At 41.7% G+C, this 15,423-nt stretch carries 15 protein-coding genes; 4 read left to right on the top strand and 11 right to left on the bottom strand.

The features are described from left to right. Positions 1 to 983 precede the first annotated feature (983 nt). Positions 984 to 1,376: a PliI family lysozyme inhibitor of I-type lysozyme gene (locus Q4557_RS12420; RefSeq protein ID WP_102437255.1), complete on the top strand. Its 393-nt coding sequence runs from the start codon at positions 984 to 986 to the stop codon at positions 1,374 to 1,376. A gap of 150 nt (positions 1,377 to 1,526) precedes the next feature. Here Q4557_RS12420 and Q4557_RS12425 read toward each other — a convergent pair whose 3' ends face one another. From Q4557_RS12425 to Q4557_RS12435, 3 genes are all read right to left on the bottom strand, one after another. After that, positions 1,527 to 1,871, bottom strand: coding sequence for a hypothetical protein (locus tag Q4557_RS12425; protein ID WP_102437257.1), 345 nt, complete (start codon positions 1,869 to 1,871; stop codon positions 1,527 to 1,529). A 254-nt stretch (positions 1,872 to 2,125) separates the two neighbouring features. After that, complete coding sequence (locus Q4557_RS12430) at positions 2,126 to 2,548, bottom strand: CBS domain-containing protein (RefSeq protein WP_102437259.1); 423 nt, start codon at positions 2,546 to 2,548, stop codon at positions 2,126 to 2,128. A gap of 338 nt (positions 2,549 to 2,886) precedes the next feature. After that, positions 2,887 to 3,918, bottom strand: coding sequence for a Glu/Leu/Phe/Val dehydrogenase (locus Q4557_RS12435; protein ID WP_076537679.1), 1,032 nt, complete (start codon positions 3,916 to 3,918; stop codon positions 2,887 to 2,889). A gap of 261 nt (positions 3,919 to 4,179) precedes the next feature. Here Q4557_RS12435 and Q4557_RS12440 point away from each other — a divergent pair, with 261 nt between their 5' ends. Further along, complete coding sequence (locus tag Q4557_RS12440) at positions 4,180 to 4,626, top strand: DUF4826 family protein (protein ID WP_102437261.1); 447 nt, start codon at positions 4,180 to 4,182, stop codon at positions 4,624 to 4,626. 123 nt (positions 4,627 to 4,749) lie between these two features. On the opposite strand, the gene hisIE is transcribed toward Q4557_RS12440, so the two are convergent. The 8 genes from hisIE to hisG form a co-directional block, all read right to left on the bottom strand. Further along, on the bottom strand, positions 4,750 to 5,373 hold the full coding sequence (hisIE, locus tag Q4557_RS12445) for a bifunctional phosphoribosyl-AMP cyclohydrolase/phosphoribosyl-ATP diphosphatase HisIE (RefSeq protein WP_102437263.1): 624 nt from the start codon (positions 5,371 to 5,373) through the stop codon (positions 4,750 to 4,752). A gap of 23 nt (positions 5,374 to 5,396) precedes the next feature. Then, the gene (hisF, locus tag Q4557_RS12450) at positions 5,397 to 6,170 is read right to left on the bottom strand and encodes an imidazole glycerol phosphate synthase subunit HisF (protein ID WP_102437265.1); all 774 of its coding nucleotides are present in this window, start codon (positions 6,168 to 6,170) and stop codon (positions 5,397 to 5,399) included. Then, positions 6,152 to 6,889 (bottom strand): 1-(5-phosphoribosyl)-5-[(5-phosphoribosylamino)methylideneamino]imidazole-4-carboxamide isomerase, encoded by a 738-nt coding sequence (hisA, locus tag Q4557_RS12455; protein ID WP_102437267.1) that lies wholly within the window; start codon positions 6,887 to 6,889, stop codon positions 6,152 to 6,154. The genes hisF and hisA overlap by 19 nt, the downstream gene beginning before the upstream one ends. Beyond that, a complete protein-coding gene (hisH, locus tag Q4557_RS12460) occupies positions 6,886 to 7,524 on the bottom strand; it encodes an imidazole glycerol phosphate synthase subunit HisH (RefSeq protein ID WP_102437269.1) in 639 nt (212 codons plus the stop codon). Before hisH ends, hisA begins: the two co-directional genes overlap by 4 nt. 9 nt (positions 7,525 to 7,533) lie before the next feature. Next, positions 7,534 to 8,601 carry a bifunctional histidinol-phosphatase/imidazoleglycerol-phosphate dehydratase HisB gene (hisB, locus tag Q4557_RS12465; RefSeq protein ID WP_102437271.1) on the bottom strand — a complete coding sequence of 356 codons (1,068 nt, stop codon included), beginning with the start codon at positions 8,599 to 8,601 and terminating at the stop codon, positions 7,534 to 7,536. A gap of 126 nt (positions 8,602 to 8,727) precedes the next feature. Beyond that, positions 8,728 to 9,795, bottom strand: a complete 1,068-nt coding sequence (hisC, locus tag Q4557_RS12470; RefSeq protein WP_303413073.1) for a histidinol-phosphate transaminase — start codon at positions 9,793 to 9,795, stop codon at positions 8,728 to 8,730. A gap of 23 nt (positions 9,796 to 9,818) precedes the next feature. Next, on the bottom strand, positions 9,819 to 11,105 hold the full coding sequence (gene hisD / locus Q4557_RS12475; protein WP_303413178.1) for a histidinol dehydrogenase: 1,287 nt from the start codon (positions 11,103 to 11,105) through the stop codon (positions 9,819 to 9,821). 26 nt (positions 11,106 to 11,131) lie between these two features. Continuing rightward, the gene (gene hisG, locus Q4557_RS12480; RefSeq protein ID WP_102437275.1) at positions 11,132 to 12,031 is read right to left on the bottom strand and encodes an ATP phosphoribosyltransferase; all 900 of its coding nucleotides are present in this window, start codon (positions 12,029 to 12,031) and stop codon (positions 11,132 to 11,134) included. Between the two features lie 584 nt (positions 12,032 to 12,615). Between hisG and Q4557_RS12485 the strand changes: the two genes are divergently transcribed. Together Q4557_RS12485 and tsaB are read left to right on the top strand one after the other, a co-directional pair. Continuing rightward, positions 12,616 to 14,559, top strand: coding sequence for an ATP-dependent DNA helicase (locus Q4557_RS12485; RefSeq protein ID WP_303413076.1), 1,944 nt, complete (start codon positions 12,616 to 12,618; stop codon positions 14,557 to 14,559). A gap of 147 nt (positions 14,560 to 14,706) precedes the next feature. After that, on the top strand, positions 14,707 to 15,414 hold the full coding sequence (tsaB, locus tag Q4557_RS12490; protein ID WP_102437279.1) for a tRNA (adenosine(37)-N6)-threonylcarbamoyltransferase complex dimerization subunit type 1 TsaB: 708 nt from the start codon (positions 14,707 to 14,709) through the stop codon (positions 15,412 to 15,414). Positions 15,415 to 15,423: the final 9 nt, after the last annotated feature.

Here is a 15,423-nt window from a genome sequence, read left to right on the forward strand (position 1 = left end):
ATTAGATTATTGAGGGTAAATACAAATGACTAAACCTCGAGAGATATCCATTTCAAACACATATCGGGGCATAAATGTGTTACGATCACTAACTTTATACTTCATTTAAATTGGCTCAGTTACAGCAGGCCATTACTCCAGTCTAATCCATTGCCTGCCGCAGGCTTATGTGCAGATGCATCCAAGACACGCCGTGAACACATCCCTGTGGGCTCTGCGAAAACAAATAACATCCATGTTAAACGGCCAGTTCGGCATCCATGCCTCTCGCTTAGAGCGTTTCACACTGTGAAACTTCGCCATGTTTTGGTCATATTTGTTCCCTACAAATAATGACATTCCCTCCATCCTTGGCAGTCAGAAGCTCGCTGCTGCATCTACACTGGAATTATTCTCTCTTCGATTTGACTTTATTTGTTGCAATTAAAAAGCTAAAAATACCAAGAATCTAATCAGCTAAAAGACTCAATATGAATTGAGGTCATCGAGAAAAGCCGTGAGCTTGACATGGATGCCAAGCTAGCTTTCGCGGTGCATGGATGCACCATCGGAAGCGCTAGCATTTTTGAATAAGACCGAAGCAGTCTACAAACGAAGTCAGAAGCTGGATCAATCCCCGTCGAAAATCATGCGTTTTTCAGCATTTTTCGTTGGGGTGCTGAGGGATTGTTAAGGGCTTCTTTTGTAAAATGTGTGCGCTTTCCCCCTTGACTCTGCTCTTTGCAAAAGAAGGGGCGAAGCGCCACGACGTTAATCCAAACGGAGTTTGGAAATTAAGTGAAATCCAGCGTTATAAATCTGCTGTGAACTCAGTACCGCGACGTTGATTTATTCAAAATGGCTATGGGGCATAAACGCTTTAGCAAGCTAATATCTGCCATCAAAAGTAAGTTAGAAAGTTACTATCTAGCTTGAAAGAGATCTTGCTCTAAGAAGTCTAAACAACTGCTATAGTTAAGTTTACTGACTGATATATAGGTGACATGATGAAGTTAAAATTAATGATGTTAATAAGCGCTGTGCTTTTGTTCCTTGCTAGTCCTTCCTATGCTAAGGATGGTTATCAGATATCCACCTCAACTAGCGGCACCTTTATTAAAGCGTATCCACTGGATAATAATCAAACGGTCGTGATTGCAGAAGGGCGGCTTGAACCACGATCAATTGGTACTATGAGCATTAAATTATATGCTGACTTAAATGTGGGAGATTTTATTGATGGGCTGATTATTGCCCGAGATGGCACCATATTGTCGGTGGCTATTGAGTCTGAACCGCTTCGCAAAATAACCATTACCACAGTAACTGCAGGTAGCGGTAATTATGAAAACACGCAGCTGGTTTGTATCAATAATGACAGCTTGTCATTATGCTAATAGGGCATTTACGGCCTTTATTCCTATGTTGTATTCAATGAATGAATAAATAACCAAAAAGCCACTTAAAGTGGCTTTTATTGTGTGGAGAGATAGATTTTAGCAGCCTTGTTAATTTAACAAGTCAAAGGCACACTAGCCAATAAGCCTCTAACTCATCCAGTAAAGCCCTAAGCTTGCTAAACAGGCGAGTAATACACTGGCTTCAAAAATAATTTTACTGCTTAACAGCTTGGTTTTACCTTCTTTCAAATTGGCAATCAATTCGTTTTGCTTGTACACCCGACAGGTAAGCTGTTCAGTTTGGGGATCAATAAGCAACTGCAACATGCAAGGTTTGCCATTTTGTAGCTTAATTTGGTGAGTACTACGCTGACCAAAGTTAATTTTGCTTGAAACCACTTTGTCGTTAACTAATACTCGCTCAACACCACTCCAGTCACTGGCATGCAACTCAATTTTCTCTTGATTCAGCTGATATGTAAAACTTGTCATGACCTACTCCTTGGCTGCTAAAGCTACCTTAAGATAAGCAGACAAATATGACGTTTTCCAGTTTATCAGATGAACTATTTTTGAATCTTAGACTATGTACTTGTTGAGATAAGGAAAATATTTTTTATTTCAAAAGCTGACAATACTTGTATATTCGGCGTAATACAGGGGGCCACACTTGAGATTGGCAATGATTTTAAGCTCAAGGGGCGAATAAGTGGAGAGTGATATACCTGCAATCACTAGATGCCTTTTTAAGCGGCGCTGCAGCCTAAATGACAATAATGAGATAGCAGATCTCGCCAGCTTACGATTCCAATAAGCTGTTGGTTTTTAAGTACTGGTAAACAAGTTATACCTTCAGTTAGTAATATATGTGAGGCTTGTTCAATTGTTATCTCTGGCCCTATGGTGATCGGATGGTGTGACATTACCTGATGAACTCGTTTTTGCAGTGTATCAATGTCGCGGGTTAACTCGGCAGCTGTGCCTAAATTGGGACTTATGGCGTTAAATAAATCTTTTCGTGATAAAACACCTGCAACTTGATTATGCTCATCCTTCACCACTAAATGATGAAATGGCATATTATCAAAAATGTTTTTAGCGATAGTTATTCTGTCATCCATTTCAACAGTGACAACTCGAGGACTCATTACATGTTCAATTGTTTTCATCGCTTCCTCCCATTCCTTTATTAAGTTATATCAGACAATTGCAGCGACAACAAATATCAAATTAAGATACAGTTTATGAGGTTAAATTCAGCTACTTTGAGGTGTACAGTTCAAAGCTTTCAAAGCTTATTTCTGAGTTATCGCTGAGTTAACAGCTGAGTTTAAACAGGAATTGAAAGATAAATTTAAAATTGATTCAAGATGGGTATAAAGTTAATTTATTGACCTGTCAGAAGTCGGAAACAAAAAGAGCACCTTAAATAGGTGCTCTTTAGCAATTAATGTGCGTTTAAGTATTTTTACTTAATCGGCTGCTATTAAATCAACTGCGCTAACAGTTACTTTGCGCCATTGATAATGGCACGTGCCATATCATCAGCAACATCGCCTGTGGTGCGGTTTTCTGCATCAGCTTGGCTAAATATTTTTAGTAGCGTGTTGTAGATTTCTTCAACTTTTTGAGTTGATTTAGCTGCATCATAGTCACTTTCAAACGAAACATTAATGATACCGCCAGCATTAATGACATAGTCAGGGGCGTATAAAATACCCATGTCTTTTAATGTTTCACCATGGCGTACTTCTGCTAATTGGTTATTGGCACAACCAGCAACAATCGTTGCTTTTAATAACGGGATAGTCGTGTCATTGATAGTGGCACCTAAAGCACATGGCGCATACACATCAACATCTTGAGTATAAATGTCTTGTGGAGCAACCACTGTCGCGCCAAATTCAGTCGCCACTTTATCAAGTGATGCTTGATGAATATCAGTTACGATTAATTCAGCGCCTTCTTCATGCAGGTGTTTACATAAGTAATATCCCACATGACCCACACCTTGAACTGAAATTTTAAGGCCTTTTAAGCTATCAAGACCACGTTGGTGTTTTACCGCTGCTTTAATGCCAAGGTAGGTACCTAAAGCAGTATAAGGTGAAGGATCACCACTTTTACCTTCAAGGCCTGCCATGTATGGGGTTTCTTCATGAGCAATCATGATATCGGCTGTGGTTACGCCAACATCTTCCGCTGAAAAATATTTACCGCCAAGTGTATGAATACAGCGGCCAAAAGCGCGGAATAACGCTTCACGATCTGTAGTTTTAGGATCGGCAAGGATCACTGACTTACCGCCACCCATGGTTAATCCAGCAAGTGCATTTTTATAAGTCATACCACGTGAAAGACGTAATACGTCAGTCAGTGCTTCATCATCTGAATCGTAGTTCCACATACGACACCCGCCAACTGCTGGCCCAAGGTTAGTATTGTGAATGGCAATAATTGCTTTTAAGCCACTTTCTTTGTCGTTACAAAACACGACCTGTTCGTGTTCATCAAACGAGACATGATTAAATAGAGCCACTTGTGATCTCCGCTGTGCGATTTATTAGTCGTCAACCACTGCTGATTAACGACGGCTTATGATATTTATTGCAGAACGATAGCATTTAGCGATACTCTCAACAAAGTTAGATTCATTTAATTTTGTGATCTACGTGGCAATTTTGCTTGCCACTTTACGTAAACGTAAACTTTTTAATCGTTTCGTAACATTTTGAGCTAAAAATGAGTGCAATTGTTGAATTAATGATGACAACAAATAACAATAAAATAGGAAGGTAGTATGAGTGAATCAGTGGCTGAGCCGACAACTGCGCAACAAGATCCTGAGCAATTAAGACAGGAATGGGTAAAAACACAATTTCAAAAAGCGAACCGATTTCTCGCTGAAAAAGGTGTAATACCATCAAAAGTCATTGCTGATGAAAGCCGTTATTTAGTGCCTTATTTAGCGATTTGGAAAATGGAGTCCAAGCAGCCAACTAAGCAAACATTTTGGGTGATGTCTGGTGATTTACCGTCTGATTATGTTGATGTTAAAGTTGCTGCAACTGCCCGCGATGCGATTCGTCATTTTTCAATGATGTGGCAACTTAAAGCAGAAAACCTACATAAGTCAGGGGTGACCCGAGATGAAACTCAATTGAAGTTTGCTAACTTATTAGTGTCTCGTGCTGAAAGTCTTTATAAGATGCATGGTGATGAAAAACTTTGGGCTGATCAAGCCTAGCAGCTATATTTGAAAACGCCGTAATTAGCTGTTTTCAATAAAAATAACAAAGGCACTTAATAGTGCCTTTTTTGTTGCCTAATCTGCAGTAAATAATTCACGCTATAGAAAGTGGCTTATCTACTACTTACTATTTAGATGACGCTGCATTAGGTTTTGGTTTACCTGTGCCATTGATAGCTTTTGATCTTCAAGTAACACGATTAAGTGATACATTAGATCTGAAGCTTCATTGATCAATTCTTCTTTATCATTAGTGGCTGCCGCTAGTGCTGTTTCTAAACCTTCTTCACCGACTTTTTGGGCAATTCGTTTGGTGCCACGCTCAAATAAAGATGCGGTATAACTTGATTCGGCGCTTTGGCCTTTGCGAGAAATAATCACATTGGTTAAGTTATCGATAAAGCTATGGGCATTACCATCTTCCCAGCAGCTTTCTGTGCCGGTATGACAAGTTGGGCCATTAGGGATGACTTGCACAAGCAAGCTGTCATTATCGCAATCTTGATCGATGGCGACTAAATCTAGGGTATTGCCTGAGGTTTCACCTTTTGTCCACAAGCGCTGTTTTGAGCGACTAAAAAAGGTGACTTTGCCTGTTTCAAGGGTTTTAGCCAGTGCTGCTGGGTCCATATAACCTAGCATCAAGACTTTACCGGTAAGGTGGTTTTGCACTACAGCAGGAATTAAGTTTTGTTGTTTTTCCCAATCTAACTTACTGCCATCAAAGGTAATTTGTGTTGTCATAGTGTTCTCTGTTGTTTTGTAAGTTATAGCCTGATCGCGATCTTGTGCTGGGCTAGGTATTGTTTTAATTCATTGATATCAATAATGCCTTTATGAAACACACTCGCTGCAAGGGCGGCATCGACATTCGCTTGTTCAAACACCTCTTTGAAATGTGCCATGGTGCCAGCACCGCCGGATGCTATTAATGGTACATCACATATGGCTCTGACGATGCTCAGTTGTGTAATGTCGTAACCACCGCGCACACCATCTTGGTTCATTACATTTAAAACAATTTCACCACAGCCGCGTTTTTGGACTTCTTCAACCCAATCTTGGGTGTACCATTGGGTGTCTTTAGTGGCGGCTTCATCACCAGTAAATTGCTTTACTTTATAGCTGTTTGAGTCGGCGTCATAAAATGAATCAATGCCAATCACAATACATTGACGGCCAAACTCATCTTGAAGCCTTGATATCAAGCTAGGATCTGTAAGCGCTGGCGAGTTGATGGAGATTTTATCTGCGCCATAGGCCAGCATTTGCCGAGCTTGCTCAATGGTTTTAATGCCGCCAGCGACGCAAAACGGAATATCAATTTGCGCAGCAACCCGGCTAACCCAGGATTTATCTATGACCCGTTCATGGGCACTGGCGGTAATATCGTAAAAGACTAATTCATCGGCGCCTTCTTGGGCGTAACGCGCAGCAAGGGGCTCAATATCACCGATAATTTCATGATTACGAAATTGCACTCCTTTGACCACTTGGCCATCGCGCACATCAAGGCAAGGTACTAGGCGTTTGGCCAACATGTTATTGCCTCCTCAACGGTAAAGTTTTGAATAAGTAGTGCTTTACCTATGATAATACCATCGGCGTTACTGTCTCTTACGGCGGCAACATCATCAAGTGAGGCAATGCCACCTGATGCTTGCCAGTTGATGTCAGGGTAGGTGGTTGCTAGCTCTTGATAAAGCTCATTGTTAGCACCTTGAAGGGTACCATCACGGCTAATATCAGTGACTAAAGCATGTTTAAGGCCAACGGTTTTAAATTCACTGACTAAGGATTCAAGTGATTTCCCGCCACCAGTTTGCCAACCAGAGACTGCAACAATTTTCTCGCCTTGCTGGTTAATATTGACATCAAGTGCTAAACAAATGGCTTCGCTACCATATTTTAGCAACCAGCTTTTAACTAATGCTGGTTCTTTAACTGCGAGAGAGCCAATAACGACTCGTTTAACTCCTAGCTCAAGCAGCTCTTTAACTTGCTGTTCGCTGCGAATACCGCCGCCAACTTGTATGTCGGTGCTCAGGCCCGCTACTAATTCACCAATGAGTGCTATTTGGCGTTTTTCAGGGTCTTTCGCACCAGTTAAATCAACAATGTGTAATAGCTTTGCGCCTTGGTCTTGGTATGACTGTAATTGTGCTAATGGGCTTAAATTAAAAGTGGTTTGCTGGGCATAGTCACCTTGGTACAAACGCACTACTTGGCCATCAATTAAATCGATTGCTGGAATGATCATGCTGGTTTCCCCATATTTAGGAAATTTTGTAATATTTTGGCGCCGACATTGGCGCTTTTTTCTGGGTGAAACTGGACCCCAAAGAAATTATCTTTACCAATGGCGGCGCTAAACTTTTCACCGTATTCTGATGTCGCGATGGTGTATTTATTTATCGGTGCCTTAAAGCTATGGACAAAGTACACGTAACTGCCATCTTCTATCCCTTCAAATAGCGGATGATCTGACACGCTTATTTGGTTCCAGCCCATATGAGGTAGTGGTAGTCCTTTACTATCAAGATGATCAATTTGTGTTGGGATTAAACCAAGGCAAGTAATATCATTGTCACTGCGGCCTGCTTCTGAGCGGCCACCGTGTTCGATAGACTTGTCAGCCATCATTTGCATGCCAAGACAAACACCCATAACCGGTTGCTTGAGCTGTTTAATAACCTCAGTTAAATCACGATTATTGAGGGCATCCATAGCAGCGCCAGCTGTTCCTACGCCAGGCAGTACTACTCTGGTGGCAGCTTTGATAACCTCATGATCACGTGACACGATAACGTCGGCATTTAAGCGTTCAAAGGCAAAGCGCACCGAGCTTAAATTGGCGCAGCCAGTGTCTAAAATCACAGTAGTGTCAGTATTCATACTCACTCCTTACAGGACGCCTTTACTTGATGGCAAAATATCACCTTCAACTTTCACGGCTTGACGAAGGGTGCGGCCCAGCACTTTAAATAAAGCTTCCACTTTGTGGTGATCATTGTCGCCCGTGGTGCTGATATGCAAGGTGCATCGAAGGCCATCAGCAAATGAGCGGAAGAAATGCGGTACCATTTCTGTGGCCATCTCACCGACCATTTCACGCTCAAAATCAGCATTGAATTTGATAAAAGGACGACCTGATATATCCATTAAACACTCACCACTGGCTTCATCCATAGGCAGACTGAAACCAAAACGGGCTATACCACGCTTATCACCTAATGCTTGGCGCAGTGCATCGCCAATGGCAAGGGCGGTGTCTTCTACGCTGTGGTGATCATCAATTTCTAAATCGCCATCAACAGTGACGTCCATTTTGAAATTACCGTGGGTTTGTATTTGATCAAGCATGTGGTCAAAAAAGCCAATGCCGGTGTTGATAACGCCTTTACTGGTGTCATCTAGGTTCACATTGACTCTAATGTCAGTTTCTTTGGTGGTTCTAACCACTTCTGATGTGCGGCCTTTATTGAGCAGTGCATCGGTAATAGCTAACCAATCTAAGCCATCGCGCTGATATTGAAAGCTGGCAATACCCATGGCATTAGCCAGTTCAATATCTGTGTGGCGATCGCCAATAACAGCAGAGGTCGTAAAGTCCACTTTACCTTGGGTTAAGTAATCTTTGACTAAGCCAAGCTTGGGTTTACGACAACTGCAATTGTCAGCATCAAAATGAGGACAGATAACCACATCATCAAATATCACCCCTTGGCTCGAAAAAATGTCCATCATCATGTTATGTGGTGCATCAAAATCAGCTTGTGGAAATGAGTCTGTGCCTAAACCATCTTGATTAGACACCATGACTAAGCGATAGCCCGCTTTTTGTAGCTTAAGCAGAGAAGGGATAACCTGTGGCTCAAACACCAATTTGTCTAAACGATCGAGCTGTTTATCTACTGCTGGTTCTTCAACTAAAGTACCGTCTCGGTCGATAAAGAGTATTTTCTGTTTCATCTTACTTCCTTCAATTTTTATCATTCTGTTTCGTAGGACGTTAACGTCTTAATTTAATGCGTTATGAGTAGCTATTTATCCAGCGATTATATTTTTAATAGGGGTTGAGCGTTTTTTGTATTTAGTTTAAGAGTGAGTTTTTAGCGTTCTGAACATAGTGATTAATCTATCGGTATCGGCTGGTGAGCTAAAACTAAAACGAATACGCGAAGCAAGTCTGTTGTCTTTGTAGGCTCTTGCGACAATGCCCGCTTGTTTTAGTGCGACGGCGACCCGTTCTACATCCTCAAATTCCGCTAAGATGAAATTGCCATTGGCAGGTAATACCTTGGCGCCAAACTCAGTTAAGGTTGCGGATAATCTATTACCTTGCACTTTTAGTGCTTCAACCTGTTGTTGCATCAAGGAGATACCATTTGCGGATAAGGCTTTTTCTGCCACTTGTTGAACAGGTAAAGGCACCGGATAGGGCGCGATGACTCGCATGATTAAATCAATGATGTCGGTATTTGCCATTAAGAACCCACAACGTGCGCCAGCCAGTGCAAAGGCTTTTGATAATGTTCTTAACACCACTAAATTAGGGTACTTAGGGAGCAGGTCTGCAACAGAATATTGGGCTGAAAATTCAATGTAGGCTTCGTCAATCACCACAATGGCATTAGGCATAGCAGCAATAGCGGCTTCAATGGTGTCTTTATCCATGATGGTGCCAGTGGGGTTATTCGGATTACAAATAAACACCAGTTTGGCATTCTCGACTTGCTGGTCAAAAGCATCAGGTAACTGATAATCTTTGGTCAGCGATAAGTTGGTGATGCCAATATTGAATGTTTTAGCACTGATGGCATACATGCCATAAGTGGGGCCAAAGCACGCAATACGATCAACCGCAGGAACACAAAATGCTCTTATTAATAATTCGATAGCTTCATCAGCCCCGCGGCAAGTGACAATTTTATCTGCGCTCACTTTTGAGTATTCAGCATAAGCATTAATCAAACTTGCTGGCTGGCATTCAGGGTAACGGTTGAGCTTATCAAGTTCATTATTGTTAAATGGCGACTCGTTAGCGTTTATCCATACATCACCTTGACCGCCAATACGCCTTGCACTTTCGTAAGGCGTTAACTCAAGCAGTTCTGGTCGTGCAAGTCTGGCTGCTATTGGCGTATTCATCGAATCAGTCATCATCCTAATCTCACTTCACTTTTATTTCACAGGCTGTTTAAACGTATGGCAACGGCTTGCTTATGGGCATCGAGTAATTCATTTTCAGCCAATACCATCACTGTCTCACCCAAGCTTTGTAATCCTTGGGCGCTCAGTTCTTGTACGGTAAAGCGGCGGCTAAAATCTGCAAGGGATAAGCTTGATACAGAGCGGCTATAACCGTATGTCGGCAGTACATGGTTAGTGCCGCTAGCATAATCACCAACAGATTCAGGGGTATAAGCACCCAGAAACACGCTACCTGCGCCGCGAACTTGTTTTAGAACTGCACGTGGGTTGTTGGTTTGAATGATTAAATGCTCCGGCCCATATAAATTAGACACTAAAGCCGCTTGCTCAATATCATTCACAATAATACTGCGACTACAGCTCAGTGCTTGAGCTGCTATATCACTGCGCGATAAGGTCTTTAATTGAGACTCAAGCGCCATATTAACTTTTTCAGCTAACGCCATAGACTCAGTAACTAACATAACTTGTGAATCAGGGCCGTGTTCAGCTTGTGATAATAAATCTGCCGCAACAAACGCAGGCTCAGCGTCTTTGTCAGCAATCACTAATACCTCTGATGGACCTGCTGGCATATCAATAGATACACTGCAGCGACCATCTTGGGATACTAAACGTTTTGCTTCAGTCACAAAGCGATTACCAGGGCCGAAGATTTTGTCTACTTGAGGAATACTTTCAGTGCCAAAGGCGAGGGCGGCAATTGCTTGTGCGCCGCCAACTTGATAAATCTCAGTGATGCCGCATACTTTTGCTGCGTAAACAATGGCATCATTAATTGGTGGCGGGCTAACTAAAACCCGTTGTTGGCATCCAGCAATTTTTGCCGGCAGCGCTAGCATCATTACAGTGGAAATCAACGGCGCACTGCCGCCTGGAATATACAAACCCACATTTTCAATAGCTTCAGAGCGAAGCTCGCAGCGGATCCCTGGCTGAGTTTCAACATCAATAGGGCTAAAGGTTTGTGCCTGATGAAAGCGTTCAATATTTTCTGAGGCCACGGCAATGGCTTGCTTCACCTCATCAGATACGCGGGCGCAGGCGGCATTAACTTGCTGCTCAGTTAACCCTAAGGTGTCGACTTCAACGCCATCAAACTTTTGATTAAAGAGCGTTAACGCTTGATCGCCGTCTTTAACCACAGCATTAATTATGTCGCGCACGGTTTGCTCAACACTATCATCACCAATTAATGGCGAGCGAGCTAAGGCTTGTTGCTGCGCCTTAGCATCAAGCTTGGTCCATTGAAGAATTTGCATTTGCTGCTTCACATTTGCCATAAAGGCTACCCCGCCATTTTTTCAATTGGCATAACTAGAATTGAACTTGCCCCTAAGGCAGTTAATTCTTCCATCGTGTCCCAGAATAAATCTTCAGTGCTGACAGCGTGAACAGCAACTCGATTGCTATCATCGTTTAATGGCAGCACAGTTGGGTTTTCAGCGCCCGGTAATAAAGCCACAATTTGATCTAATGTTTCAGTTGGCGCGTGTAGCAGGATATATTTACTTTCGCGAGCGCGAACCACACCATTCATGCGTGATAATATTTTATCGATAAGTGCTTGTTTAGCAGGCACTTGCTCTTGTGCTGATTGGATAATACAAGCCATTGAACGGTAGATAACGTCAGTTTCGTATAAGCCGTTGGCTTCAAGGGTGGCACCAGTTGAAACCAAGTCACAGATCCCGTCAGAAAGGCCTGCACGTGGTGCGACTTCAACTGAACCTTTAAGCATACAGTCACTGTAATTAATGCCTTTTTCTTGCATATAACGACGTAGCAGGTTGGGATAAGAAGTGGCAATACGTAAACCTTCTAAAGAAGTGGCATCTTGGTAGCTAAATTCATTAGGCACCGCCAGTGATAAACGACAAGCACCAAAATCAAGTTCGCGTAATTTAACGCAATCTGATGGTTTACCCAGTGATTGACGCTCTATTTGTTCTTCTTCTAGAACATTCTCGCCAATAATCCCTAAATCAACCACACCATCCATAACTAGACCCGGAATATCATCATCACGTACCCTTAATAAATCGATTGGCATGTTGTCAGCGTGCACAATCAAGCGCTGCTCATTAACATTGAATTTAACGCCACAGCTTTTTAATAGCTTTTGAGACTCTTTTGAAAGTCGGCCAGATTTTTGGATTGCGATACGTAGTCTGTTATTTTCGCTCATAATGAAGCCTCTAATAAATTGATATAAAAAACAAATATTTAAAACCTAAAACTAAAAAACCCCTGAAATTTCTTTCAGGGGTTTGGGTATTTTGTCCACCGCCTGAAGGAAATAGTCCTTCGGCAGTTAGCATCCGAAGGCTACCGCATATGGTGATGATGATGATTTGTATTGATTCGGATGAACATAATAAATTCTCTTTAAATTAACGTATGTAATTTTTTTACAACCTATTTTGCGACAGACTGTAATTTGTGTACAAACACGTTAACCGCTTTTAAGTTTGTTTGCAATACAGAATAAACACATATTTTGTATTTTTTTGAAATAAAAAATATATCTTATATCAGGCTGATGATTACATGGTTTTTAGGCGTTTATTTGTCCAGTTTGTATATACAAGTTAATGATAAACATTAGTTTATGTAAAGCTAAGGATTTTATCGATATTTAAAAAGGGCTGTATAATAGTGAGCCTAGATTACTGTTCGAATAGCAACTTTAAATTGATAAATTGATAGGCAAAGATTGTTACCCAAGCGATTAAAATAGATAATAAGCCACATATAAGTTGCTTACTATCAATGCTGAAAGAGTCAAATGTGACCACTCGATTACAAAAAGAAGTACAACTGGCTTTTTCGCCAACTGGCGCATTAGCGAGAGGGATCCATTCCTATCGCCCAAGACAAAGCCAATACGATATGGCGCTGGCGGTGAGCGATGCTATAGATCAAAAGCATAATGTGATCCTTGAGGCTGGTACTGGGGTGGGTAAAACATACGCCTATCTGATCCCGGCGTTATTAAGTGGCAAACAAATTATCATCAGCACTGGCAGTAAAAACCTTCAAGAGCAGTTATTTTTTAAAGACTTACCTTTATTACTGAAGATGTTTTCAGTAGCGCCCAAAACCGCCTTATTAAAAGGCCGTAGTAATTACTTATGCCAATTAAAATTGGACAAAAACTTACAACAAATTAGCCAGATGCCACCGAAAGTGGTTGATGAACTGATTAAAATTAATCAATGGGCCAGTGTGACCAAAGATGGTGATATTGGTAACTTGACCGCTGTGGCTGAAAACTCAGCCACCATTGCCACAGTAACCAGCACCAAAGAAACTTGTACCGGTAAACGTTGCAGTTTTTATGATGATTGTTTCAATCGTAAAGCCAAAATAAAAGCACAAGATGCCAAAGTTGTGGTGGTGAATCATCACTTGTTTTTTGCCGATCGTTTATTAAAAGACACTGGCTTTGCCGAGTTATTGCCCGATGCTGATGTGGTCGTTTTTGATGAGGCACATTTGGTGCCTGATGTTTGTATTAATTATTTCGGCCAACAAATTCCAACCAGAGAGCTAGACAGATTACTTCATCGTATCATTGAGGTCTATCGCAACGAGCTGCGCGATACCATTCAGCTTGAGCAATTAAGTCAACGTTGTTTAATCAAATTGGCTTCGTGGCAAAATGATTTGATTGATGCTGATGTTTCTGACTGGCGACAGGTTATTTCCAATAAATCACTTGCGAGTTCATCTTGGGAATTGTTGAAAGAATTCAATTTATTAACACAGGTTATTACCGAACACGTCGGACGAAGTGAATCTTTAGATGACATTGTAGTGAAGTTATCGACACTGGTGGCTAATCTTTATAGTTACTTTGAATGCAATGACAGTAATGCAGCTTATAGTGTTGAGCCCAGCGGGCAGCATACTATGCTACGGATCTCGCCGATTAATATTGCTAAACAATGTCAGCAATTATTTGATAAGCAAACCCAGTGGATCTTTACCTCGGCGACCTTGCAGGTTAATCGCCAGTTAACGCATTTTGCCGATGAAATGGGTTTATCGAAAGCCAAGCAAATGATTTTAGATAGCCCATTTGATTACCCCAATCAAGCCATGTTTTGCGTGCCGCGCCATTTAGCGAAATCAGGCCAGTCTGCAGCTAATGTTAATCAGCTGGTGGATGTTTGTATTCAAGCCATTAATGCGGCCCAAGGGCGAACGTTTATTTTATTTACCAGTCACCAGATGTTGCAGCAAGTGGCTATCGCATTACAAAGGCGAGTGCAATACCCCTTGTTAGTGCAAGGCTCAGCCAGTAAACAAAGTCTGTTAAACAAGTTCAGGCAACTCGGTAATGGGGTATTACTTGGCACCAGCAGTTTTTGGGAAGGTGTCGATGTAAGAGGGCGGCTACTTAGCTGTGTGATTATTGATAAGCTGCCGTTTGTTTCACCTGATGATACCTTGTACCGCGCCCGTGCAGCTAATGCTGAACGCAGTAATAAAGATCCCTTTGCCAGTATATCTTTGCCCCAAGCGGTGATCAGTTTAAAGCAGGGCGTAGGACGGTTAATTCGAGATGAGAAAGATCGCGGGGTGTTAATATTGTGCGACAATCGCATCGTAAACAAAGCTTATGGTGAAGCTTTTATTAACTCGTTACCGCCAATGCATCGCACCCGAGATTTAGATAAAGCGTTAAGCTTTTTAAAAAGCATCCCATAAGTTATTATACTGCAGTTGATGATTTAGCTGACTCAGTGCCGATACAATGCCTTGCAGGCTTTAGGTTATTTAGCTAAATCACCATACTCAGCATTAGTTAGCCCAGCATTTTTTCCATAGTTAATGGTAAGGTAAACACGTTTTTACATGACTCAACTTCATACAGATTTAACGATTCTCGCATTAGATACTTGCACTGAATCTTGTTCAGCGGCTTTGTTACATGACAACAAACAGTATAATCGCGTGTTTGATGCACCAAGAGAGCATAGCCAACGTATATTACCTATGGTTGATGAGGTGCTAACCGAAGCCGGCATTAAAATTTCAAATGTAAATTTAATAGCCTATGGTCGTGGACCTGGCAGCTTTACCGGTATTCGTATTTGTACCAGTATGACTCAAGGCCTCGCGCTTGGTCATGATATTCCCGTGATTGGAGTATCAACCTTGGCTGCAATGGCGCAAATGGCCATCGAAACCGAACAAGCTGAACAGATATTTTGTGCCATTGATGCCCGTATGAGTGAAATTTATTGGGGACAATTTATTAATGTCGACGGCATTGCAACGCTAGTGGGGGCTGAGCATGTTTCTAGCCCTGATTCAGTTGACGTTATTTTAGATAAGCAAAAGCCAATGCATATTTGTGGCACTGGTTTTGTAGCCTATCCAGATTTATTAAATGATGTAGCGAAAAAACAGGCGACCCAGATAACATTACCCGACGCATCAGCTATGATTAAGTTAGCTATAAAAGCTCATGAGCAAGGACTTGCGACCTCAGTGGATGAACTTGCACCTGTGTATTTACGTGACAAAGTCACCTGGAAAAAATTACCTGGTCGTGAATAAATAACACCA

The organism is Shewanella sp. 5_MG-2023, assembly GCF_030547465.1.
Lineage (GTDB): Bacteria > Pseudomonadota > Gammaproteobacteria > Enterobacterales > Shewanellaceae > Shewanella.

Bases quoted from the DNA above. Each gene is read 5' to 3' on its own strand.
- Q4557_RS12420 (WP_102437255.1), top strand. From the start codon at position 984: ATGATGAAGTTAAAATTAATGATGTTAATAAGCGCTGTGCTTTTGTTC.
- Q4557_RS12425 (WP_102437257.1), bottom strand. From the start codon at position 1,871: ATGACAAGTTTTACATATCAGCTGAATCAAGAGAAAATTGAGTTGCAT.
- Q4557_RS12430 (WP_102437259.1), bottom strand. From the start codon at position 2,548: ATGAAAACAATTGAACATGTAATGAGTCCTCGAGTTGTCACTGTTGAA.
- Q4557_RS12440 (WP_102437261.1), top strand. From the start codon at position 4,180: ATGAGTGAATCAGTGGCTGAGCCGACAACTGCGCAACAAGATCCTGAG.
- hisIE (WP_102437263.1), bottom strand. From the start codon at position 5,373: ATGACAACACAAATTACCTTTGATGGCAGTAAGTTAGATTGGGAAAAA.
- hisF (WP_102437265.1), bottom strand. From the start codon at position 6,170: ATGTTGGCCAAACGCCTAGTACCTTGCCTTGATGTGCGCGATGGCCAA.
- hisA (WP_102437267.1), bottom strand. From the start codon at position 6,889: ATGATCATTCCAGCAATCGATTTAATTGATGGCCAAGTAGTGCGTTTG.
- hisH (WP_102437269.1), bottom strand. From the start codon at position 7,524: ATGAATACTGACACTACTGTGATTTTAGACACTGGCTGCGCCAATTTA.
- hisB (WP_102437271.1), bottom strand. From the start codon at position 8,601: ATGAAACAGAAAATACTCTTTATCGACCGAGACGGTACTTTAGTTGAA.
- hisC (WP_303413073.1), bottom strand. From the start codon at position 9,795: ATGATGACTGATTCGATGAATACGCCAATAGCAGCCAGACTTGCACGA.
- hisD (WP_303413178.1), bottom strand. From the start codon at position 11,105: ATGCAAATTCTTCAATGGACCAAGCTTGATGCTAAGGCGCAGCAACAA.
- hisG (WP_102437275.1), bottom strand. From the start codon at position 12,031: ATGAGCGAAAATAACAGACTACGTATCGCAATCCAAAAATCTGGCCGA.
- Q4557_RS12485 (WP_303413076.1), top strand. From the start codon at position 12,616: ATGCTGAAAGAGTCAAATGTGACCACTCGATTACAAAAAGAAGTACAA.
- tsaB (WP_102437279.1), top strand. From the start codon at position 14,707: ATGACTCAACTTCATACAGATTTAACGATTCTCGCATTAGATACTTGC.